This window comes from Yoonia sp. GPGPB17, from assembly GCF_037892195.1.
Classification (GTDB): Bacteria; Pseudomonadota; Alphaproteobacteria; order Rhodobacterales; family Rhodobacteraceae; genus Yoonia.
Map to the genome: position 1 here is coordinate 122532 of NZ_JATACI010000003.1, position 19652 is coordinate 142183.

The following is a 19652-nucleotide window of genomic DNA, read 5'->3' on the forward strand; positions in this document are numbered from 1 at the left end:
TCGAAGTGCCAAACAATGGAATATGTTCACATCAACAGCCGAACACCCAGTTTGGGGTCGATTCCGGTAGGGGGCAGGATCGTATCTCTCATGAGCGTTTTTGATTATCCCGGCACGATGAGACTACCCCGCTGGTGCGGGATGGTCAAAGTTTGTAGCTTGTGCAGGCGCTGGAGACGGTTGCCGCAATCGAGTGTTGTCATGCTCTCATCCGCGGATTGGATACCGCCTTACCAAATACGACGTGGGATTGCCTCTCTCTAAGAGCGGGTATGTGCCCCAACGCACTCCGAGGATTTCCCCATCAATGGCCGCCATCTCCAGCGTACTGCACAGGCAGTCTGTTTGCGATGGTCAGGCTTTGAGCGGCGTTTGCCGTGCAATGTCCCAGACAAACCCAGCCAGTTCTCGAGCAATGGCAGCCAGAACTCGGGGTTGCGGTTTGCCCGTCCGGTTCAAAGTTCGATACCGCTTGCAGAGCCGGGTCTGGGCTTTCCAGCCGATATCTTTGATATGCTGCGGGAGATGAGCTGAACGCTTCAGATAGGGATGTCCCTCTTTGGGTGGGTGGCGGTACGACCATCCCGCCTCGACCAACATTGTGCGTGCCAAAGCGTTGCCCGTCTTCGTTAATCGCCCGCGCCGCGTTGTGCTTCCGCTGGAGTGCTCGCTTGGCACCAATCCCAGCCAGGCCATCAACTGGCGAGGATTCTCAAACCGGGTAATGTCCCCGATCTCAGCAACCACAGTGGCTGCGATGGTGGTGTTCACGCCACGCAAAGCACGCAGGGCATCAACGACTGGCGCAAAATGCCAATCCGGAACCGCTTCTTCAATGGCCATGTTCAATGTCTCCACGCGACACTCGGCCTGTGCAACCGTGCGTTTGTACTCTTCGAAGGCCAATTGTTGATGCGGAAACCGGAACTTGCGCATCTCAGCAAGCCATCGCCGGTGGCGCTGTGTCCAATATTTTCCGTTCTCGTAACGAAGACCGTGGCGCAGCAGAAAGCTCAACAGTTGTTGTTTGGCGGTCTTCACTGCATCCATCGCTTGCTTACGAGCGCGGATCAGATCGCGCATCGCCTCTTGCTCTTCGTCCGGTGTCCAGATGGGCGTGAGTTCACCAGCCCGCCAAAGCCGCGCCAGCATCTCGGCATCACGCCGGTCTGTCTTCACACGATCACCGACCTTGCGCGGGATCATTGATGGCGCGACGACCGCGCACTCGAACCCAAGCTTAGTGAGGTGCCGGTGAATGCCATAACCGCAAGGACCGGCTTCATAGCAAAATGAAGGCGTGTACCCAGTCTTGGTGAGCGTCTTCGTCAGCCGCAAAACGGCGTCCGCCGTGTTGACAATGGTACCGTGAAACCTGATCTCAGCTCCGCGACCATCCTCAGCAACCGCGACAGCAATCGTATCTTTGTGGACGTCCAGGCCCACATAAAGCGTTTTGTTCATTCGTATCTCCTTCGTCGAACAATCCTATGTTCGCCGAGAAAATCGCGGGTATCACGCCCGCTGCAAAACGCTCATCTGGTCTAAGCAGCCATTGGCGGTGCACGCGGCGAAATCTGACTGTGAGCCCAAAAAGCAAAATGCTGCATGCTGCGCGAAGAGCAGCGTTGCACGTAATCCGGACGTTATCGCGCGTCAGGAAGGCGGAAAGCCAACCATTGCCGCATGACCACGATGCCACGGCGGCGCCGATCGAAGCGGGCTTTTGGTTCAAACACATTCGATTTTTCAACAGTGCGGTGCGTAGGGACACTCCGTCTTCATGCTTCAATTCCAGAGTATGTCTGCTAGTGAAAGACCTTTCAAATTCGCTTTCTAGTGTTGAGTTTCGTTGAGTCTCCGATCTGCCATCACCGCCGCCGAAGTCCGGTTGTCGACGCCCATTTTCTGAAAAACCTGCTCAAGGTGCTTGTTCACGGTGCGCGCGCTCAAGGACAGGATTGTACTGATGTCTCGATTGGTTTTACCAAGCGTCAGCCAGTAAAGCACTTCGCTTTCGCGTTGGGTCAGGTTGAAAGCTTTCTGCAGGGTTTCTTCGTTGCTCACGCCCTGCTTTGAGACGACCTTCAACAGGATTTCCTGCGCAATTGAAACGCCGATGTAAAGAAATTCCACCTTGTCGCTGGTAAATGGCTCGCAGGCCGAGACAGGCTGTCCGACGCAGGACAGAAGCCAAGCTTGGAACGCCGGATCTTCAAGATCTAGCGATCCATCTTTCAAGACGGCCATCCCCAACTCTGACCCCCATGCGAAATCACCTTTGCCGTCAAAGGCCAATACTGCGCGGTCAAAGGCGTCGATCGCTTGGCGCGCGCTTTTCAGAAGTTTCGAGTTCACCACATGGGTGGTCAGACGCGCCAGCATTTCGTCGATTTCGACGGGCTTTGTGATGTAATCTACCCCGCCTGCTTTAAGCCCTTTGACAACATTTTCCTGCTCTTTAAGGCCGGTCATAAAGATGATTGGGGCCAGCGTTGGGTTGGGACCCGACTTGAGAAGGCGGCACGTCTCGAACCCGTCAAGTTCGGGCATGACCGCGTCCATCAGAATAACATCCGGTTGCACGCGATTGGTCAGGTTAATCGCCGCACGGCCGTCGCGCGCCACCAGAACCGTCATGCCCTGCGCCTCAAGCGCTGAAGCCACCATACCTAGGGATTCGGGGTTGTCGTCCACCACCAGCGCGATGCTTTTATCGTCGTGCTCAAACAGTTTCATGACCAACCTCCAGAAGGCTGATCAGGCCTTCCATGTCATACCGCGCAAGCCGTTCGGATAATTTGCGGCGCAGAACCGGATCACCCGCCCCCTCGGTTTCAAGCTCCTGCAAGAGGGAGCGGAAACCGCTCGCATGCCCAATCTTGGCAGCCTCGATCAGACGTTCCCTTTCTTCCGGGACCAGCGCGCGGGCCGCAGTGTCAGTGTCCTCCTGCTGCGGGACGAGTTTGACGCGCAGAAGTTCGGCGATCTGCACCAGAAGGTCATCAAGGTTAAACGGCTTAGCAAAGAAGGCGTCGTGGATGCCCAACTCGTTGCGGTGTAGCCCTTCTTCGTGGGCATGGCCTGAAATCATGATGATTGGCGTTGTCGGATAGTCGCCATCGCGCAGCGTACGGGCAAAATGCCAACCGTCCCGTTCGGGCATGTCGATGTCCAGCAGAATGATGTCCGGGCGCGCATCAACCAGGATCGCTTCCGCCATGTCGACAGAATGGGCAACGATCACGATCAGGCCGCTTTTGCTCAGGAATTTCTCGGCAAGGGCAAGGTGATTGAGATCATCATCGACAACCAGCACGGTCTTGCGCGGCCCTTCATAGCCCAGAACAGGCAATGGCACGCCTTGGGCGTCAAGACTTTGCGGATCAAAGGCGCTGGGTGTGACAGAGGGCAACATCAGCCGGATGGAAAATGTGCTGCCGACACCGGGGGTGCTTTCGACTTCGATTTCTCCGCCCAGAATTTCAACTAACAGTTTGGTAATGGTCAGCCCAAGGCCAGAGCCCTGTTGATCGCGCCGTTCTCCCCGCTCGAAGGGGCGCCATATCTGGTCGAGATGTTCTGGCGCGATCCCGATGCCGGTATCTGTGACGCGGATGGTGGCGGTCTCACTGCGGTAGGTGAAACTGAGGGTAACTGCCCCTTCATCCGTATATCGCAACGCGTTGGACAGCACGTTGATCAGGATCTGACGCAGGCGCTTTTCATCCGACCGCACGAAGCTGGGCAATCGGCCCTTGGTTTCGACGTTGAAATCAATGCTCTTGCGGCGCGCGTCTTCGCGAAAGATAGAAACGATCTGGCCCAGCAGGACGCGCAGGTTGATCTGATCACGCATGATCTCGATCCGCCCTGCCTCGATCCGCGCGATATCAAGAAGACCGTCGATCAACCCTGCGAGATGTTCGCTGGAGCGTCGAATGCTGGTCAGCGAAGGACGCCATTGTTCAAGTTCCTGTTCTTTTTCCAGAAGCTGCGCAAAGCCATAGATGGCGTTGAGTGGCGTGCGCAGCTCGTGGCTGAGGCCGGACATATATCGGGTCTTGGCAAGATTTGCGGCCTCGGCCTTGTTCTTGGCCTCTTGCAGCGCAAGGTCGGTGCGCTCATGTGCGCGGATTTCCTTGCGCAACCGCTCGGTCTGGCGTTCGGCTTCGGCTACGGCGGACCGGTGGCTTTCCCCGATCAACAGGTACATCCAGACCGTGATGCCAATCACGATCATCATTGCGCCAAAAATCACCCACAGGATTCCATCGAAGTTCACCGCCCCTGAAAAGGCGCGGATGGCCAACAGGAGCGAGCCAAAGATGAGCGACAAAAGGGTCGTGACAGCAATGAATTTCGCCAGTCGCGTCATCATGGCGTTCGCGATATGCCCGGGGAATACCTTATAAATCCAGCGCCGGGCCATGTGATCGACGGTGCCATGGGATTTGCAGGTGTCATGACAGCCAGTTTCCAGCGTGCAGCACAGCGAACAAATGGGCGCCCCGTGAAACGGACAGGCGACCATGTCTTCGGCGTCAAAGCGGTATTCGCAGACGCCGCAGGTATGCAAGTGCTGCGGCAGGTCGTCAGGATGCCGTGCGAGATAATAGGCGCCGCCGGTGGCCCAGGCGATGACTGGCGCCAGTACGAAGGACGACACCAGTGCCACGAAGGCCGAGAAGGCCTGCAGAAGCTCACCGAAGAGCCCGGCGTAAGAGGCAAAGGCCAGCACACAGGCAAGGCTCATCGCGCCGATCCCGACCGGGTTGACGTCATAAAGATACGCGCGGCGGAACTCGATCCCCTTCGGGCTGAGACCGACCGATTTGTTGACAACAAGGTCCGCCACCAGCGCCCCGATCCACGCCACGGCCACATGGGAATAAACGCCCAGCACATGTTCTAGTCCGGTGAACACGCCCAATTCCATCAGCATCAGCGCGATGCCCACGTTGAACACCAGCCAGACCACACGCCCGGGATGCGATTGGGTCAGTCGCGAAAAGAAATTCGACCAGGCAATAGAGCCCGCATACGCGTTGGTCACGTTGATCTTCATCTGCGACAGAACCACAAAGACGCCCGTGATCGCCAGAACAAGCGCGGGAGATTCAAGAATCTGGCCGAATGCCACATAGTAAAGCTGCGTCGGGTCCGTGGCGGCGTCGCGTGGGATGCCTTCCCGGATCGCAAGGGTGACAAGATAGGACCCCGCCAGCATCTTCAGAACCCCCAAAACCGACCAGCCGGGTCCTGCGGCGATCACGGTCAGCCACCATTTGCGCCGGTCGCTTGCTGTCTTGGGCTCCGGCAAAAAGCGCAGGAAATCCACCTGCTCGCCGATCTGCGCGACCAGCGAAAAGACGACTCCGGTCGCCGCGCCGAACATCAGCAGCCGCGCGGCGTCGGGTGCCTCTGTCGGACCGCTGAAAGAGGTCCATGCGTCAATGTCATAGCCCACGAATGCCAGAAAGACGAAGGGCAACACATGCAAAAGCACCCAAAGCGGCTGGGTGACCGTCTGAAAACTCGAGATCTTGGAAAAGCCGTTGATCACAAGCGGAATCACCACCAGCGAGCTGACCAGATACCCCAGAAAAAGCGGGACCCCGAGGCAAAACTCCAGCGCGAGGGCCAAGATCGCCGCCTCTAACGCGAAGAATATAAAGGTAAAAGAGGCATAGATCAGCGAAGTAATCGTCGAGCCAAGATAGCCAAAACCGGCCCCGCGCGTCATCAGGTCGATATCAAGGCCGTACTTCGCCGCGTAATAGGAGATCGGGAAACCTGTCAGGAACAGGATGGCCCCCACCACCATGATGGCAACGACCGCGATATCGAACCCGTAGGTCAGCGTCAGGACCGCGCCGATGGCTTCCAGCGCCAGAAAGGAGATCGAACCGATGGCGGTGTTTGCAACGCGGGCATAGCTCCAACGCCGTGCGCGGCGTGCCGTGAACCGCAGCGCGAAATCTTCCATGGTCTCGTCTGCGACCCAACGGTTGTATGTCCGCTTTTCGCGGGTTGCCCCCAATGCAACTGTCATTGTTCACCTCATCACCACGTGATGAACAAACTCCGTGCCGCAATTTGGCCGCGGCTCGGCCTCCCCCAAGTCCGTTCTTCCACCTCGCAAGAGATTAATGCGCAAAACGCGCAGCGGTATACGTCATTTGACGTATACTGCACTGCAGCATTCGCCCTGATCCTGAGTTTGAGCCGGGCGAAGTGGAATCGCCCGATTGTTCAGCACAATGACAAGGAGGCGATATGTCAAAGAACGATCCAACCAAGGAACATGGTGGCATGAGCCGCCGCGCGATGCTGGCGGGCAGTGCTGCTCTGACGGCATCATTGTTTGCGCCCAAAGAGTTGCGGGCACAAGACTTCCCCACGGCCGAGGTGAATACGACAGGCCTGGCGGTCACCGATGACACCGTGACTATCGGTATCCTGCATTCAATCACCGGCACTATGGCTATCTCGGAAACCGGGTCGGTTCAGGCCGAAAAGCTCGCGATTGAGCAGATCAACGCGCAGGGCGGTATTCTAGGCCGCAAGATCGAGTACATTCAAGAAGACGGCGCCTCCGACTGGCCGACCTTCGCGGAGAAGGCCCGAAAGCTGCTTGTCAACGACAAGGTGGCCTCTGTCATGGGCTGCTGGACGTCGGCGTCCCGCAAGGCGGTGCTGCCGGTCTTCGAGCAGCACAACGGGTTCCTTTATTATCCGACGTTCTACGAAGGCCTCGAGCAGAGCCCGAACGTGATCTACACCGGGCAAGAGGCCACGCAGCAGATCATCGCAGGTCTTGATTGGGTCAACCAGACCAAGGGCGCCAAGAGCTTCTATCTGCTTGGGTCAGACTACATCTGGCCGCGCACCTCCAACAAGATCGCGCGCAAGCACATCGAAAACTTCATGGAGGATTGCGAGGTCGTGGGCGAGGAATACTACCCGCTCGGCCATACGCAGTTCAACTCGGTCATCAACAAGATTCGTCTGCGCAAGCCTGATGTGATTTATGCGATCGTCGTGGGCGGATCGAATGTCGCTTTCTACAAGCAATTGATCGCTGCTGGCATCGATCCGGCAGCTGAAAGCCCGATTGTGTTGACCATTTCCGTGACCGAGGACGAGATCCGCGGCATTGGCGGCGAAAACATCGCGGGCTCGTATGCGTGCATGAAGTATTTCCAGTCGCTGGAGAACGAAAACAACATCGCATTCGTGCAGGCTTTCAAAGAGATGTGGGGCGACGACATTGTGGTCGGTGACGTTACGCAAGCCGCCTATCTGGGACCATGGCTGTGGAAGGCAGCGGTCGAAAAAGCTAAGCAGCTTTGACGTGGACAAGATCCGCGAGGCCAGCCCGGGCATTGAACTGACGACCGCGCCTGAAGGCTATGTGAAAGTCCACGAAAACCACCACCTGTGGTCCAAGACACGTGTCGGCAAGGCGCTTGCCGATGGTCAGTACGAGGTCGTCTTCGAGACCGCCGATCTGGTTGAGCCTGATCCTTTCCCCGAAGGCTATCAGTAACGCACAGGCGGCCCGGCGACTTTCCTTGCCGGGCCGCGTCTTTCCCTTGACGACGAAACATCCCCAGATGCCGGAGGTCCTATGTTCGCCGATTATTCCTGGCCCGAGTTGGGCGCCATTTTTGCGATGCAGGGCTTTGCTTAGCCTCATCCTGTTTTCCGTCTTTGTGCTGATGGCCCTCGGGCTGGCGATCATCTTTGGCCAGATGGGTGTGATCAACATGGCCCACGGCGAATTCATGATCCTCGGTGCTTATGTCACCTATCTAATGTCGAACCTGTTTTCGGCTTATATGCCGGGGCTTTACGGTATCTATTTCTTTGTCGCGATGATCTTTGCCTTCCTTGCCTCCGGCGCCTTGGGGCTGCTGGTGGAATGGGGCATGATCCGCCACCTTTACAAACGGCCGCTTGATACGCTGCTGGCGACCTGGGGGCTGAGCCTGATCCTGCAACAGATCTATCGCAGCGTCTTTGGCGCGCGCGAAGTGGGCGTATCGATCCCGGATTGGATGATGGGATCGCTGCCACTCACCGACCTGATCGAGGTGCCGATCAATGGTATTTTCGTGATGATCCTTGCGGTCAGTATTTCGCTGGGCGTCTACATCATGATGTTCAAGTCGGTCTGGGGCCGACAGGTCCGCGCGATCAACCAGAACCGGGTGATGGCTTAGCGCCGTAGGCATCAACACCGAATGGACCGACCGCCTGACCTTTGGCATTGGCTGCGGTGTTGCTGGCGTGGCGGGTTCTGCATTCACCATGATCGGCTCTACCGGGCCGACAGCCGGGCAGCTTTACATCGTCGATACCTTCCTTGTGGTGGTTTTTGGTGGGGCTGCGTCCCTTCTGGGCACGATTGCTTCGGCCTTCTCGATCTCTCAGGCGCAGTCGATCATGGAGTTCTTCCTGTCAGGCTCGATGGCGAAAGTCCTCACGCTGCTGGTGGTGGTCGGGATTCTGATGATCCGCCCGCAAGGTCTCTTTGCCCTGAAACTGCGCAAGTAAGGAGCCGCAACCATGTCCCTTTCCGCCTTCATGTCCCGCAAAGAGATGGTCGCCTTTGCCATCCTTGCAGCCGTGATCTTCCTGCTCCTCCCCGCTGTTTTGGACAGCTTCCGCCTGAACCTGTTCGGCAAGTACCTGACCTATGCTTTTGTCGCGGTTGGCCTGTCGCTCTGCTGGGGGGCAGGCGGCATCCTCAGCCTGGGTCAAGGCGTGTTCTTTGGCCTTGGCGGCTACTGTATGGCGATGTTTCTGAAGCTTGAGGCCTCGACGCCCGAAAACACCTCCATCCAGTCGACGCCGGGCATTCCGGACTTCATGGACTGGAACCAGCTGACCGAATTGCCGGTCTGGTGGCAACCGTTCTATTCGCTGCCCTTCGCCCTGCTGGCGGTGGTGGCGGTGCCGGTGATCTTCGCCTTTATCATCGGGTTTGCGATGTTCACCCGGCGTGTGGGCGGTGTGTACTTTGCCATCATCACACAAGCTTTTGCCGCGATCCTGACGATCCTGATCATCGGGCAACAGGGTTACACGGGCGGGGTCAACGGCATCACCGACCTGCGCACGTTGCTGGGCTGGGACATCCGCACGGATGAGGCCAAGACCACCCTTTATTTCGTCAACGGCGTGCTGCTGTTCCTGGTGTTGTTTGTCGCGCAATACGTGCGCAAATCCAAACTGGGCAAACTCTTGATCGCGATGCGGGATCAGGAAGATCGCGTGCGGTTTTCCGGCTACAACGTGGCAAACTTCAAGATATTTATCTTCTGCCTTGGCGCGGCGTTCGCGGGCATCGGCGGGGCCATGTTCACCCTTCAGGTCGGCTTCATGTCGCCCACGCTCGTCGGCATCGTCCCATCGATTGAAATGGTGATTTTCTGCGCCGTGGGCGGGCGGTTGTCGATCCTTGGCGCGGTCTATGGGGCACTGCTGGTCAACTGGGCCAAGACCACCTTTTCAGAGGCGTTCCCAGAGCTGTGGCTGCTTGGACTAGGCGGTCTTTTCATCGCGGTCGTCATGTTCTTTCCAAACGGTCTGGTAAGCGTTTGGTCTGAAAAGCTGGAGCCATGGCTCGTCGCGCAGCTGCGCAAGATGAAAGGCACTGCTGCAAAACCCACCACCGCGCCCGACGGCGCACCTGCGGAATGATCCGGAAAGGGATGTAAGATGAACACAGCTGCCCCCTATATCCTGCAGGTCGAAGGGCTGACCGTGTCCTTTGACGGGTTCAAGGCGGTCAACGACCTTAGCTTTGCTGTCCAACGCAACGAATGTCGGGTGATCATCGGCCCCAATGGGGCGGGCAAGACCACCGTGCTGGATCTGATCTGCGGACGCACCAAGGCGACAGACGGCACCGTCACTTTCAACGGCACGGAACTGCTGACCATGCGCGAGGACCAGATCGTCCACGCCGGGGTCGGGCGCAAGTTCCAGACGCCAAGCGTCTATGAGGACCTGACCGTCTCGGAAAACCTTGAACTCAGCTATCCCAAGGGACACGGCGTTTTCGGGGCTTTGGCCTTCAAACGCGATGCAGATGTAAACGCGCGGATCGACGAAATCGCCGAGACGATCTTCCTGTCCGATCAGTTGGACGAAAAGGCCGCCTTCCTCAGCCACGGGCAAAAGCAATGGCTCGAGATCGGCATGCTGCTGATCCAGGACCCCGAGCTTTTGATGCTGGATGAGCCAGTGGCGGGCATGTCCGTGGCCGAGCGCAAAAAAACAGCCGAACTGCTTAACCGGATCATTCAGGACCGCTCGGTCATCGTGATCGAACACGACATGGGCTTTGTCGCCGACATCGCCACACGGGTCACGGTGCTGCATCAGGGCAAGACGCTGTCCGAAGGCTCAATGGAGCGGGTGCAGAACGATCCGAAAGTCATCGAAGTCTATCTCGGCCACTAAGGAGCACCGACATGCTGAATATCTCTTCCTTGAAAGCATCCTATGGTGAAAGCGAGGTCCTGCACGGGCTGGATCTGAACGTTAAGCCCGGTGAAATCGTGGCCATCATGGGCCGCAACGGCATGGGCAAGACGACCCTGATGAAGACGCTCATGGGCATCGTGCCAGAGCGTGCCGGAACCGTGTCCGTGGGTGATACCCCGGTTACCGGCCTGAAATCCCACAAGCGGGTCGCCAAGGGCATCGCCTATGTCCCGCAGGGGCGGATGATCTTTTCGGCCATGACGGTCAAGGAAAACGTTGAAACCGGGCTGACCGTGACCGGCAGCAAAACCGTGCCGGATGACATCTACGAACTTTTCCCGGTCCTGCTGGAGATGAAGGACCGGCGCGGCGGCAATCTGTCTGGTGGCCAGCAACAACAGCTGGCCATTGCCCGTGCGCTGGCGTCCAACCCCAAGGTGTTGTTGTTGGACGAACCGACTGAAGGCATCCAGCCCTCGATCATTCGCGATATGGCCCGCACCTTGCGTCAGATCCGCGACCAGAAGGGTCTTTCCATCATTGTCTCTGAACAGGTTCTCAGCTTTGCGCTGGATGTGGCTGACCGGGTGATGGTGCTGGAGAACGGCAATTTCGTCCACGACAGCCCCCGCGCGGGTATCGACGAGGCCAAGGTCTCGAAATTTCTTTCCGTTTAAGCAACCAACAAGGAGGATACCATGACGGATACCTTGATCTCGGTCGATCTGAACGAGAGCCCACACACCAACGAGAACGTGCATAACAGGTGGCACCCGGATATCCCGATCAACGTCTGGGTCGAACCGGGAGATGAGTTCAAGATCGAAACCTATGACTGGACTGGCGGCCAGATCAAGAACGACGACGACGCCAGCGACGTGCGCGACGTTGAACTTGAACAGGTGCATTACCTGTCCGGCCCCATCGGTGTCAAAGGCGCGAAACCCGGCGATCTACTGGTGGTTGAGATCCTTGATATCGGGGCCAAAGATGACAGTCTTTGGGGCTTCAACGGCTTCTTTTCCAAGCAGAATGGCGGCGGTTTCCTGACGGAACATTTCCCCGAGGCGCAAAAGTCCATCTGGGACATCAAGGGCATGTTCACTGAAAGCCGCCATGTCCCGGGCGTGAAATATGCGGGCCTCATCCACCCCGGGCTGATCGGCTGCCTGCCGGACAAAAAGATGCTGGACATGTGGAACACCCGCGAAACCGCGCTGGTCAACACTGATCCCGAACGCGTCCCGCCCCTTGCCGCGCTGCCCAACACGCAAAGTGCGCATATGGGGGCCATGAAAGGCGACGCACGCGACAAGGCCGCGACCGAAGCAGCCCGCACCGTGCCGCCGCGCGAACACGGCGGCAACTGCGATATCAAGGACCTCAGCCGTGGCTCGGTATGTTATTTCCCGGTTTATGTGGACGGTGCGGGCCTTTCGATGGGGGATCTGCATTTCAGCCAGGGCGATGGTGAGATCACTTTCTGCGGGGCCATAGAAATGGCCGGGTGGCTGCACCTTAAGGTCACGCTGATCAAGGACGGGATGGTCAAATACGCGATCAAGAACCCGATCTTCAAACCCTCGCCGATCACGCCGAAATATGACGACTACCTGATCTTTGAAGGTATCAGCGTCGATGAAAGCGGTGAACAGCATTATCTTGATGTGCATATCGCCTACCGGCAGGCCTGTCTGAATGCGATCGAGTATCTTAAAAAGTTCGGCTACTCAGGCGCGCAGGCCTACGCAATCCTGGGGACGGCACCGGTGCAGGGGCATATTTCAGGCGTAGTGGATATTCCGAACGCCTGCGCCACGCTCTGGCTGCCCAACGATATCTTCCAATGGGACATGATGCCGAACGCCGATGGCCCAACGAAATATCTCGACGGATCGGTCGACATCCCGCTTGCCCCGGATCTCTGAGCCTGAACCCGCGGCCACCGATTCCCGGTGGTCGCCCTTTTGCAAGAAAAGGCCACACTATGCCCGTCTATGAATACCTCTGCGACGATTGCGGCGTCTTTGAAGAGATGGTGCCCATGAGCCGCTTTTCCGATCCCTGCGATTGTCCTGCCTGCGGGACCTCCGCGCCCCGGGTCATGCTGAGCGTTCCGGCCCTGTCGGCCGTGTCCAGCGCCAACCGCCGCGCGCATGAGACCAACGAACGCGCCGCCGACAGCCCCAAACGTACCAGCACCCACGGGCCAGGCTGCGGTTGTTGTAGCGGTGGATCAAAAAATCCAGCAAGACGTTGTACCGCCCTGATGGATCAAAGAGCTTTCCGACAAAGAGGCCGTGGATGATTTCCCATTAACAATAGGTTGTCCACTAAGAGACTAGCAACTTCTGGCATCTCTGAGGCAAGAAACTTCCTTCGCAATCATCAAGGAAGCCATAGGCCATACTGAACATCGGCTTTTGCCAGGCCGATACAAGACCGCAACAGCGCGGCTAATGTATGCGTGCCGTCCCTCGCACTTTTCTCTGCGGCCAAAATGCGCACAAAGCCGCCTTTGGATCAAGGAAGCCGAAAGGAGGCTTTGTCCGCATCTTGTTCCTTTGCCACCTTCCAATGCAACGGCAGGTGTAGGGGTCCATTCCGGTAGGGGGCAGGATCGTACGGTAGCGGTTTTGCCGAAAAGTCATTCGAGGATGCGTTTAGAGGCTGTGGGTCAGTTTGTTGACTGACCTTGAGGCGGATACTAAGGGTTACTCCACACGGAATATCTCTGCCAAATGCTCACCATATCCATCTAGCCATCGGATTTTACGGGGTCGTTTGCGGGAGAGGGCGAAATGACACTCTAAGACCTTTGCACAGATAGCAGGCGTTCGTGCGGATCGCGGCGAAAGCTGACGAAGAGCCCAACTTGTGAATTCAGTTTTCTCGCTGCGAGCGCGCGCAGCAAGAAAATCTCAGCATCTACAAAGATTCGACTACTGCGAAGCAGCGGCAACTCCGGTCATTCGAGCATCATGCAGAATTTTTTAAGTGGAAATGACAGACTGCTGGCAAAACCTGCCAAGATAGTCCCGATTCAAATGTCTGCTTTTTGGCCTGTAGAATGCATAAATCGAAGACCGCGTCACTCAAACCATCAACCAAAGCATCACGACTGCCATTCCTACCATCATCAAATTTTCGGTGAGGCTCACAAACCCAAGCGGCACGTTTGAATTTCCGCCAACGCATGCACATTTGAGCTCGCGTTTGTCGAGGTAGACGGCTTTGAAAACGCTGATGGCGCCGATACTCGCGATGAAGAGTGCTGCGGGGGCGGACACCCAGGTCAGGATCATGCCGGTCATGAGGATGCCCGCGCCGGTTTCCACAAACGGATAGATGTATGCGTAAGGTACCCACTTTCGCGCAAGAAGGTCGTAGTTGAGGAACATTGTGGAGAACCCCTCGATATCGCGCAGTTTTTGCATGCCGAGAAGGATCATCGAGACAGAGATGAACCAGCCCAGTGTTTGCCATGTGATTGCGCCGAGGAACCCAACGGAGAGCGCGATTGCAGTGAATGCGGCGACGGCGAAGAGATAAAGCACTGGCCGATAGGTGGTTGCCTTCGGGTTCCAGCCGGTCAGCTTTTCGCGCAGGTCCGTATAACCGCCAACACGTTCGCCATCGATCCACGCTTGGGGCGTCGTTTTAACGTCGTACTCGGCTTTGAAGGCATCCACTTCGGCGCGGGTTCGGAAGAGCCTATCATCGACATCATATCCCTGTCGTTCGAGAAGCCAGCGCGCCTTTTGCCCAGATGGGCACAGATGATCCGGCAGGGCCATCCGATAAAGCACAGCCGTTTTGCCCACCGCAGCTTCGGCAGGGTTTGAATCAATGTCGGCTGCGTCGCGCGTGTCTTTGGGCATTGGCTTCTCCGTCAGTGTACTTGCGTGGGCATTGCTTATCTCGATATACCCCCATAGGGTATATAATCAATAGCGCCAGCTTTGGTTCCAAGATCACTCGACTTTTTCTCTGCCACTATGCGAAAAGTGACTATGCACGAAAACCGCGAAGCCACATTAAAACGTCTGAAACGCTTGGAGGGCCAGGTCCGCGGGATCGCTCGGATGGTCGAAGAGGACCGCTATTGTGTTGATGTTCTGACACAGATTGCGGCGGTGCGCGCTGCTCTCAAAGGCGTCGAGAAGCTCGTGATTGATGATCACGCATCCCATTGCATCGAACACGCGCTGGCTTCGGGTGATCGAGAAAATCAGCGGGCAAAGTTCACCGAACTCCTTGAACTCCTCGACAAGGCACGCGGCTAAGTCTTCAAAGATTGACGGGTGGCGTTGTCACACTGGTGATCGTTGCCGTTGCCAACAGGATGGCGACGACGGCCAGTATCTCCATTGAAATAGAGCGCCGCAGTGCATGTATTGAGCCAGGTTTCTCGGCGCGCAAAGCAGGGACAAGCCTCACTTTGTTGAAGGCCGCAAAGCCCAAGAGCACCGCAACAATCGCGACTTTGAGCAAAAGTGCTAAGCCGTAGGCCGTTCCAAATAACTCAGTGACGGAGCCTGAAAGCAGCCAAGCGAGCGATGTGCCTGCTATGATCAGGATGGCTACGCCAAAAACGGCGACATTGCCAAAGAAGTGCAACAGATCTGCTCCCGTGCGAGCAAGCGCTGCCCTACGTAATGGCACAAGCGCACTAACCCAGAAAGCAGCGGCTAGAAGATGCAGCACCAACAAGACGGCCAGGGCAGCTCTGGGTTCCCCAAGAGCGTGGCCCACTTGAGCAAAGGATATCGCCACAGCAACGGACCCCGCCAGAGCGATCCACTGCCCGATACGGGGGACCAAGATTGCCAGTATCGCGAGTTCGCCTATCCCGCGCCAAATCGCAGTGGTCCCAAGTGGACTTTCCCAAACGAAGCCAAGCATCACTGGGTCGGTCGCGCCCTCTAAGCCCATCCCGGATATCCGGGCCGCCCGAATACCGAACCGAACGGCAAGCATGGCGAGACCGACGAGCGCCGCACCGACCGCAATCCGCCTTGCAAGGCGCAGTATAGACACCTCAGCACGCTTTGCGAAAATGAAGGAAAACAGCACGCCCCCCACCGCGAGCAAAGCCGCGCCATAGCCAATCGCCTTGGCCAAGATGGCCAAAACGACAAGACCGTCGATTGGCGCGAGGCCTGTCACTCAGTGACCGTGAAGGAGAAGCTGCCCTGCATCGGATGGCCGTCCGACGCCATACCGCGCCAATCGAAGCGATAGTTTCCAGGCGGAAGCTCTTCCAAAGGCATGGCTCGAAACTCATTCACGGGGTCCATGCCTGTCTCGCGTTCTATTTCGACATCTCCATCTGGAGAGGTAAGCGTGACCGAAATGATGCGCATCGGATCATCGAACCGCATTGAAAGCTCCGGCACTTCTGTGACTGTCGCACCGTCGGCGGGTGTTGTGGCCTCAGACTTCGAATGGGCAAAGGCAAGAGCGGGAGCAACTAAAACGGCCAAGCCGAGAAGAGTTTGTTTGATCATCTGAATTTTCCTCTATTCGGACTGGGCATTCAGTTCGTCGTGATACTGACGAAGGTCGTCGGGCCAAGTTGATTTGATGAAGGACAGCACCGCAATGATCTCGTCATCAGTGAGCACACCCTCATAGACAGGCATGCCGGATGGTGGCGCGTTCTCCATCAGACCGGCAAGCCCATATTTGGTCAGGGTAAAAAGCGTTTCATCATCATGGTGCCACGTATGGCCTGTTGCGTCATGAGGTGGTGCTGGCAGCTGTCCATCTTCTCCACGTATTCGCCAGTTTGGCTGCCCCTCCAGGCGCGCACCATGGCAAGCGGCACATTGGTCTGCGTAGATGCTTTGGCCCAAGGCGATCACTTCGGCGTCGTCAGGCGTCAAAATACCAACCGTTTGGGAAGGTTGCGCCAGAACAAATGCGGCTGCGAAACCGGCGAGCGTGAGCCCACTGCTTATCAAAACGGCTTTCCGACTTACCATCAGGTGTCGAACGGCTGCGCCGTGCCAACGCGGTAGTATACCGTGCCGGTGCCAGCCTCTCCACCAAATGCAATGACATCGTAGCGGGCGGAAGGGTCATCGCCCATGCCAGGAGAGCCCATCGGCATGCCCGGAACAGCAAGCCCAGTAATGTCTGGGCGATCCTGCAAGACTGCTTCCAATGCTTCGAAAGGCACATGCCCTTCGAAGACATAACCATCCGCTTCAATAGTGTGGCAGGAGGCGAGATCAAGCGGAATGCCGCGCTCTGACTTTTGCGCCTCAGGATCGGTCAGTTCCTCGACGGTGACGGCGTAGCCGCGTGCGCGAGCTAGGTCAGCCCAGGCGTGACAGCAACCGCAGCCGGGTGACGCGAGAACGCGCATAGGTGTGCCAGCACGAGCAGGCAGGGCAGCCACGACAAGAGCTGTTGCAGATAGAGTAGTGAAGTTACGACGTGTGATCATGTCTGTCGGTCCTTTTGTTAGAAAGTTGAATGGATGGCGGGCAATCGCCCGTTGCCGTTCAGACTTTCGGAGGACCAGTAGGGACAACCAGCGTTAGGTTCGCAAAATCGAAATCGGCGTGCAGAACATCAACAACCGATCTGTTTGCGGGATTATCCGGTGAAGTCGCCCACATGGCCGCAAGATCGCCAAAACAGGGGGTTGATCCCATTCCGCTGGTGGCATCGCAGCAGTACGCGAGTGCCTTCTCAGCATCAGCCACTGGATCGCTTTCTGACATTTCGGCGTGGTGGGCGGCGTGATCCGATCCATGGTTCAAGCCATGCATCACAGATGCGGTGGATGCACCAGCGAATGCAAAAACAAGAATGATCGACAGAACCAAACGAAACATACTCAATACCTACAGGGGGTATAGGGCTTTGACAAGTCACGAGGATGTGTCGCCGTAATCGAGCCTAATTGCATCCGTTATGGCTACGCCACATCTCGGGGTCATGCCCCTCAGGAATAGAGGCACAGGGATCATCTGAATAACCGCGCAAGACCGAGTACTGGCTGACTTGGGCATCGGTCAGCAATGGCAAAGTTAACAGATGAGCATTCAGATGAACGAGGCGGAGAGCTGCCCGCGCTTGACCGGCTTGTGCAACCAACCGTTCAAGCGCCTCGGCATCTGGTGCTCCTTGTTGAAAGGCTGTGTCTAACGCTTGTTCCGCAGCCACGAAACGCTCCCCGGCCGTTATGGCGTCTGCCTGCATCTGCGCCCGGATCGCCTCAATGTCACTGCGCTGCTGTTCGGTCAGACCGATGTCATCGGCAAGCTCAAGCAGGTGCGTCGGCCCCGGCACACCATTGAGTTCGGCAGCACGCGCAAGCCCCCATCCGCCGCCACGTGCGATTTCCTCTAAGTCCTGTCCCGACAAGGATTTGATCAGGCGCGTTTCTTCGCCCACGTAATCCGAGGGCAAAGTGCCATGACTCTGCGCAATGGCGATGGTGGGCAAGAGCACCATGACAAGTGCAAAGCGCATGGCTGTCATAATTTAAGTCCTTGATTGATCAGGCGTTGGCGCAAAGGGATTGCATGGAGTGAGCAGTACAGAACATGATAGAAATCATGTATGATCATTGGCTTCATTGTTTTGACGGCGCGCCTAAGAGAACGCTGGCGGAAGGCGAAACGCTATTTCGGCGAGGCGATAAAGTTGACTGGGCATTCCTGGTCCGTGAAGGGCGTATTTCCCTTCGGCGGGCGCTCCAAGATGGCGGGCTCCTGACCCTTCACAGCACCGGTGCTGGTGATCTGGTCGCCGAAGCATCCCTCTTTGCGGACAGGTATCACTGCGATGCAATGGCGGGCACGGCGACGACGGTCGTTTGGTTGCCCAGAGCTAAATTGATGGCGCATTTGGAAAATGCTGTTTCATCAGATCAACTTTTGATCAAAGCGTTCGAAAGAACAGCGAGAGAGTTACAGACCTTGCGAACTCGCATTGAGATTATGCGTTTGCGCAAAGTCGCAGATCGGCTGGACGCCTATCTCGAACTGTACGGTCCCCCTGAGGAAGGCGGATGGGTACGGGTCGCGGATTGGATCGGTGTGACACCCCCTGCGTTATATCGAGAACTGGCGAAGCGTCGAACGAAGAACGAAAACGCGCCGTCCTGAAGCAACAAGGTAGGAAGGGCTCTGAGACACCCAATGCGCTTGCAGAGAGGCCATGTTTCAGGTTCTTCGGAAAACTGCAATTCAACGCCATGCTAAGCTCTCTGCGTCAGCGAGGTGCTGATGACTGGGTATGGAGGGAGGATTGGAGGGCAAAATATGCCAAGAGTCCAACTTCCCGCAGTCACCCCAAAGCGCAAAGCCTGGAACAAGGGGCGTATCATTGGCCAGAAGCGGCCGCTGCTTCCCAGACAGGTATGGGCTATCCGTGCGCGGCTCGAACTTGCGGGCTATCTTCGCGACCTTGCACTGTTCAACGTAGCGATTGATAGCAAGCTAAGGGGCTGTGATCTGGTCAAACTCGCCGTGAGCGATTTGGTCAAAAATGATCGCGTTCGCGAAAGAGTTTCGGTGATGCAAAGCAAAACCAAGAGGCCAGTCCAGTTCGAATTGACTGAAAACACAAGAGATACTGTCACTGCATGGGTAAGATCACCAGAGATGATCGGATGCCATTTCATGTTCCCGAGCCGCTTCCACGATCGCCCGCACATCTCAACCCGTCAGTATGGTCGGATTGTTCGCGATTGGGTGACGGCGATCGAATTGGAACCGAGTGGCTACGGCACCCATTCGCTGCGACGGACCAAAGCTGCGGAGATCTACCGCAAGACAGGCAACCTCCGCGCCGTCCAACTGCTGCTTGGTCACACCAAAGTGGACAGCACCGTTCGATATCTGGGTGTCGAGCTTGAAGATGCTCTTAGCATTGCAGAGCGCATTGACATCTGACTTGCCTTGGCGAGCGGCTCCGCCGTTCGCCATTTCGAAGGGGTTATTTATCTTTCGGGAGGTGATGGGCCGTATTGCGCCCACCCTCTGAGTTCACAGGGCAAGAACCTCAATCTTGAAAGGAATTTCGCCAAATTGGCCGTTCGTTCACTTTGGTAGAGACTCAGCGTCGCCGAAGCCGTACGGTCCTCACCTGAAGCGATGTGATCGTGCCTCTACCATAGTACTTTCATGAAT

At 56.9% G+C, this 19652-nt stretch carries 22 protein-coding genes; 12 read left to right on the forward strand and 10 right to left on the reverse strand.

Annotated features, from left to right (window positions below; all coding sequences use genetic code 11):
- Positions 1-354: 354 nt before the first annotated feature.
- The 3 genes from QTO30_RS21050 to QTO30_RS21060 all read right to left on the reverse strand — a co-directional run bounded on the left by QTO30_RS21050 (position 355) and on the right by QTO30_RS21060 (position 6055).
- Positions 355-1464 (reverse strand): IS110 family transposase, encoded by a 1110-nt coding sequence (locus QTO30_RS21050; RefSeq protein ID WP_340426123.1) that lies wholly within the window; start codon positions 1462-1464, stop codon positions 355-357.
- A 372-nt stretch (positions 1465-1836) separates the two neighbouring features.
- On the reverse strand, positions 1837-2739 hold the full coding sequence (locus QTO30_RS21055; protein ID WP_340426125.1) for a DNA-binding response regulator: 903 nt from the start codon (positions 2737-2739) through the stop codon (positions 1837-1839).
- The gene (locus QTO30_RS21060) at positions 2726-6055 is read right to left on the reverse strand and encodes a hybrid sensor histidine kinase/response regulator (protein ID WP_340426126.1); all 3330 of its coding nucleotides are present in this window, start codon (positions 6053-6055) and stop codon (positions 2726-2728) included. Before QTO30_RS21060 ends, QTO30_RS21055 begins: the two co-directional genes overlap by 14 nt.
- A 260-nt stretch (positions 6056-6315) precedes the next feature.
- Here QTO30_RS21060 and QTO30_RS21065 point away from each other — a divergent pair, with 260 nt between their 5' ends.
- The 9 genes from QTO30_RS21065 to QTO30_RS21105 all read left to right on the forward strand — a co-directional run bounded on the left by QTO30_RS21065 (position 6316) and on the right by QTO30_RS21105 (position 12808).
- Positions 6316-7356 (forward strand): transporter substrate-binding protein, encoded by a 1041-nt coding sequence (locus tag QTO30_RS21065; protein ID WP_340426127.1) that lies wholly within the window; start codon positions 6316-6318, stop codon positions 7354-7356.
- A 1-nt stretch (position 7357) separates the two neighbouring features.
- Positions 7358-7552, forward strand: a complete 195-nt coding sequence (locus tag QTO30_RS21070; RefSeq protein WP_340426128.1) for a transporter substrate-binding protein — start codon at positions 7358-7360, stop codon at positions 7550-7552.
- A gap of 136 nt (positions 7553-7688) precedes the next feature.
- Positions 7689-8228: an ABC transporter permease subunit gene (locus tag QTO30_RS21075; RefSeq protein ID WP_340426129.1), complete on the forward strand. Its 540-nt coding sequence runs from the start codon at positions 7689-7691 to the stop codon at positions 8226-8228.
- A 46-nt stretch (positions 8229-8274) separates the two neighbouring features.
- On the forward strand, positions 8275-8562 hold the full coding sequence (locus QTO30_RS21080) for a hypothetical protein (protein ID WP_340426174.1): 288 nt from the start codon (positions 8275-8277) through the stop codon (positions 8560-8562).
- A 12-nt stretch (positions 8563-8574) separates the two neighbouring features.
- The gene (urtC, locus tag QTO30_RS21085; RefSeq protein ID WP_340426130.1) at positions 8575-9711 is read left to right on the forward strand and encodes an urea ABC transporter permease subunit UrtC; all 1137 of its coding nucleotides are present in this window, start codon (positions 8575-8577) and stop codon (positions 9709-9711) included.
- Positions 9712-9729: 18 nt separating this feature from the next.
- Positions 9730-10476, forward strand: coding sequence for an urea ABC transporter ATP-binding protein UrtD (urtD, locus tag QTO30_RS21090; protein ID WP_340426132.1), 747 nt, complete (start codon positions 9730-9732; stop codon positions 10474-10476).
- Positions 10477-10487: 11 nt separating this feature from the next.
- Positions 10488-11177 carry an urea ABC transporter ATP-binding subunit UrtE gene (urtE, locus tag QTO30_RS21095; protein WP_340426133.1) on the forward strand — a complete coding sequence of 230 codons (690 nt, stop codon included), beginning with the start codon at positions 10488-10490 and terminating at the stop codon, positions 11175-11177.
- A 21-nt stretch (positions 11178-11198) separates the two neighbouring features.
- Positions 11199-12428, forward strand: a complete 1230-nt coding sequence (gene fmdA, locus QTO30_RS21100) for a formamidase (RefSeq protein WP_340426135.1) — start codon at positions 11199-11201, stop codon at positions 12426-12428.
- Positions 12429-12544: 116 nt separating this feature from the next.
- Positions 12545-12808 carry a hypothetical protein gene (locus QTO30_RS21105; RefSeq protein ID WP_340426175.1) on the forward strand — a complete coding sequence of 88 codons (264 nt, stop codon included), beginning with the start codon at positions 12545-12547 and terminating at the stop codon, positions 12806-12808.
- A 787-nt stretch (positions 12809-13595) separates the two neighbouring features.
- On the opposite strand, the gene QTO30_RS21110 is transcribed toward QTO30_RS21105, so the two are convergent.
- Positions 13596-14381: a MauE/DoxX family redox-associated membrane protein gene (locus tag QTO30_RS21110; RefSeq protein ID WP_340426136.1), complete on the reverse strand. Its 786-nt coding sequence runs from the start codon at positions 14379-14381 to the stop codon at positions 13596-13598.
- Positions 14382-14513: 132 nt separating this feature from the next.
- Between QTO30_RS21110 and QTO30_RS21115 the strand changes: the two genes are divergently transcribed.
- Positions 14514-14786: a metal-sensitive transcriptional regulator gene (locus QTO30_RS21115; protein WP_340426137.1), complete on the forward strand. Its 273-nt coding sequence runs from the start codon at positions 14514-14516 to the stop codon at positions 14784-14786.
- Between the two features lie 4 nt (positions 14787-14790).
- On the opposite strand, the gene QTO30_RS21120 is transcribed toward QTO30_RS21115, so the two are convergent.
- The 6 genes from QTO30_RS21120 to QTO30_RS21145 form a co-directional block, all read right to left on the reverse strand.
- Positions 14791-15669, reverse strand: a complete 879-nt coding sequence (locus QTO30_RS21120) for a CopD family protein (protein WP_340426139.1) — start codon at positions 15667-15669, stop codon at positions 14791-14793.
- Positions 15666-16010, reverse strand: a complete 345-nt coding sequence (locus QTO30_RS21125) for a copper resistance CopC family protein (protein WP_340426140.1) — start codon at positions 16008-16010, stop codon at positions 15666-15668. Before QTO30_RS21125 ends, QTO30_RS21120 begins: the two co-directional genes overlap by 4 nt.
- A 12-nt stretch (positions 16011-16022) precedes the next feature.
- A complete protein-coding gene (locus QTO30_RS21130) occupies positions 16023-16388 on the reverse strand; it encodes a c-type cytochrome (RefSeq protein ID WP_340426141.1) in 366 nt (121 codons plus the stop codon).
- A gap of 98 nt (positions 16389-16486) precedes the next feature.
- Positions 16487-16954, reverse strand: a complete 468-nt coding sequence (locus QTO30_RS21135) for a DUF411 domain-containing protein (RefSeq protein WP_340426142.1) — start codon at positions 16952-16954, stop codon at positions 16487-16489.
- A 58-nt stretch (positions 16955-17012) separates the two neighbouring features.
- Positions 17013-17348 (reverse strand): hypothetical protein, encoded by a 336-nt coding sequence (locus tag QTO30_RS21140; protein WP_340426144.1) that lies wholly within the window; start codon positions 17346-17348, stop codon positions 17013-17015.
- Positions 17349-17412: 64 nt separating this feature from the next.
- Positions 17413-17997 carry a Spy/CpxP family protein refolding chaperone gene (locus QTO30_RS21145; protein ID WP_340426146.1) on the reverse strand — a complete coding sequence of 195 codons (585 nt, stop codon included), beginning with the start codon at positions 17995-17997 and terminating at the stop codon, positions 17413-17415.
- Between the two features lie 77 nt (positions 17998-18074).
- On the opposite strand from QTO30_RS21145, the gene QTO30_RS21150 reads away from it, so the two are divergent.
- Positions 18075-18626, forward strand: coding sequence for a Crp/Fnr family transcriptional regulator (locus tag QTO30_RS21150; protein ID WP_340426147.1), 552 nt, complete (start codon positions 18075-18077; stop codon positions 18624-18626).
- A 156-nt stretch (positions 18627-18782) separates the two neighbouring features.
- Positions 18783-19415, forward strand: coding sequence for a tyrosine-type recombinase/integrase (locus QTO30_RS21155; RefSeq protein WP_340426148.1), 633 nt, complete (start codon positions 18783-18785; stop codon positions 19413-19415).
- The last annotated feature ends 237 nt before the right edge of the window (positions 19416-19652 follow it).

Excerpts from the sequence above, each read along its gene's own strand:
- QTO30_RS21155 (WP_340426148.1), top strand. The coding sequence starts at position 18,783 with ATGCCAAGAGTCCAACTTCCCGCAGTCACCCCAAAGCGCAAAGCCTGG.
- QTO30_RS21065 (WP_340426127.1), top strand. The coding sequence starts at position 6,316 with ATGAGCCGCCGCGCGATGCTGGCGGGCAGTGCTGCTCTGACGGCATCA.
- QTO30_RS21110 (WP_340426136.1), bottom strand. The coding sequence starts at position 14,381 with ATGCCCAAAGACACGCGCGACGCAGCCGACATTGATTCAAACCCTGCC.
- QTO30_RS21115 (WP_340426137.1), top strand. The coding sequence starts at position 14,514 with ATGCACGAAAACCGCGAAGCCACATTAAAACGTCTGAAACGCTTGGAG.
- urtD (WP_340426132.1), top strand. The coding sequence starts at position 9,730 with ATGAACACAGCTGCCCCCTATATCCTGCAGGTCGAAGGGCTGACCGTG.
- QTO30_RS21140 (WP_340426144.1), bottom strand. The coding sequence starts at position 17,348 with ATGTTTCGTTTGGTTCTGTCGATCATTCTTGTTTTTGCATTCGCTGGT.
- QTO30_RS21145 (WP_340426146.1), bottom strand. The coding sequence starts at position 17,997 with ATGACAGCCATGCGCTTTGCACTTGTCATGGTGCTCTTGCCCACCATC.
- QTO30_RS21105 (WP_340426175.1), top strand. The coding sequence starts at position 12,545 with ATGAGCCGCTTTTCCGATCCCTGCGATTGTCCTGCCTGCGGGACCTCC.
- urtC (WP_340426130.1), top strand. The coding sequence starts at position 8,575 with ATGTCCCTTTCCGCCTTCATGTCCCGCAAAGAGATGGTCGCCTTTGCC.
- QTO30_RS21150 (WP_340426147.1), top strand. The coding sequence starts at position 18,075 with ATGTATGATCATTGGCTTCATTGTTTTGACGGCGCGCCTAAGAGAACG.
- QTO30_RS21050 (WP_340426123.1), bottom strand. The coding sequence starts at position 1,464 with ATGAACAAAACGCTTTATGTGGGCCTGGACGTCCACAAAGATACGATT.
- QTO30_RS21055 (WP_340426125.1), bottom strand. The coding sequence starts at position 2,739 with ATGAAACTGTTTGAGCACGACGATAAAAGCATCGCGCTGGTGGTGGAC.
- QTO30_RS21060 (WP_340426126.1), bottom strand. The coding sequence starts at position 6,055 with ATGACAGTTGCATTGGGGGCAACCCGCGAAAAGCGGACATACAACCGT.
- fmdA (WP_340426135.1), top strand. The coding sequence starts at position 11,199 with ATGACGGATACCTTGATCTCGGTCGATCTGAACGAGAGCCCACACACC.
- QTO30_RS21125 (WP_340426140.1), bottom strand. The coding sequence starts at position 16,010 with ATGATCAAACAAACTCTTCTCGGCTTGGCCGTTTTAGTTGCTCCCGCT.
- urtE (WP_340426133.1), top strand. The coding sequence starts at position 10,488 with ATGCTGAATATCTCTTCCTTGAAAGCATCCTATGGTGAAAGCGAGGTC.
- QTO30_RS21135 (WP_340426142.1), bottom strand. The coding sequence starts at position 16,954 with ATGATCACACGTCGTAACTTCACTACTCTATCTGCAACAGCTCTTGTC.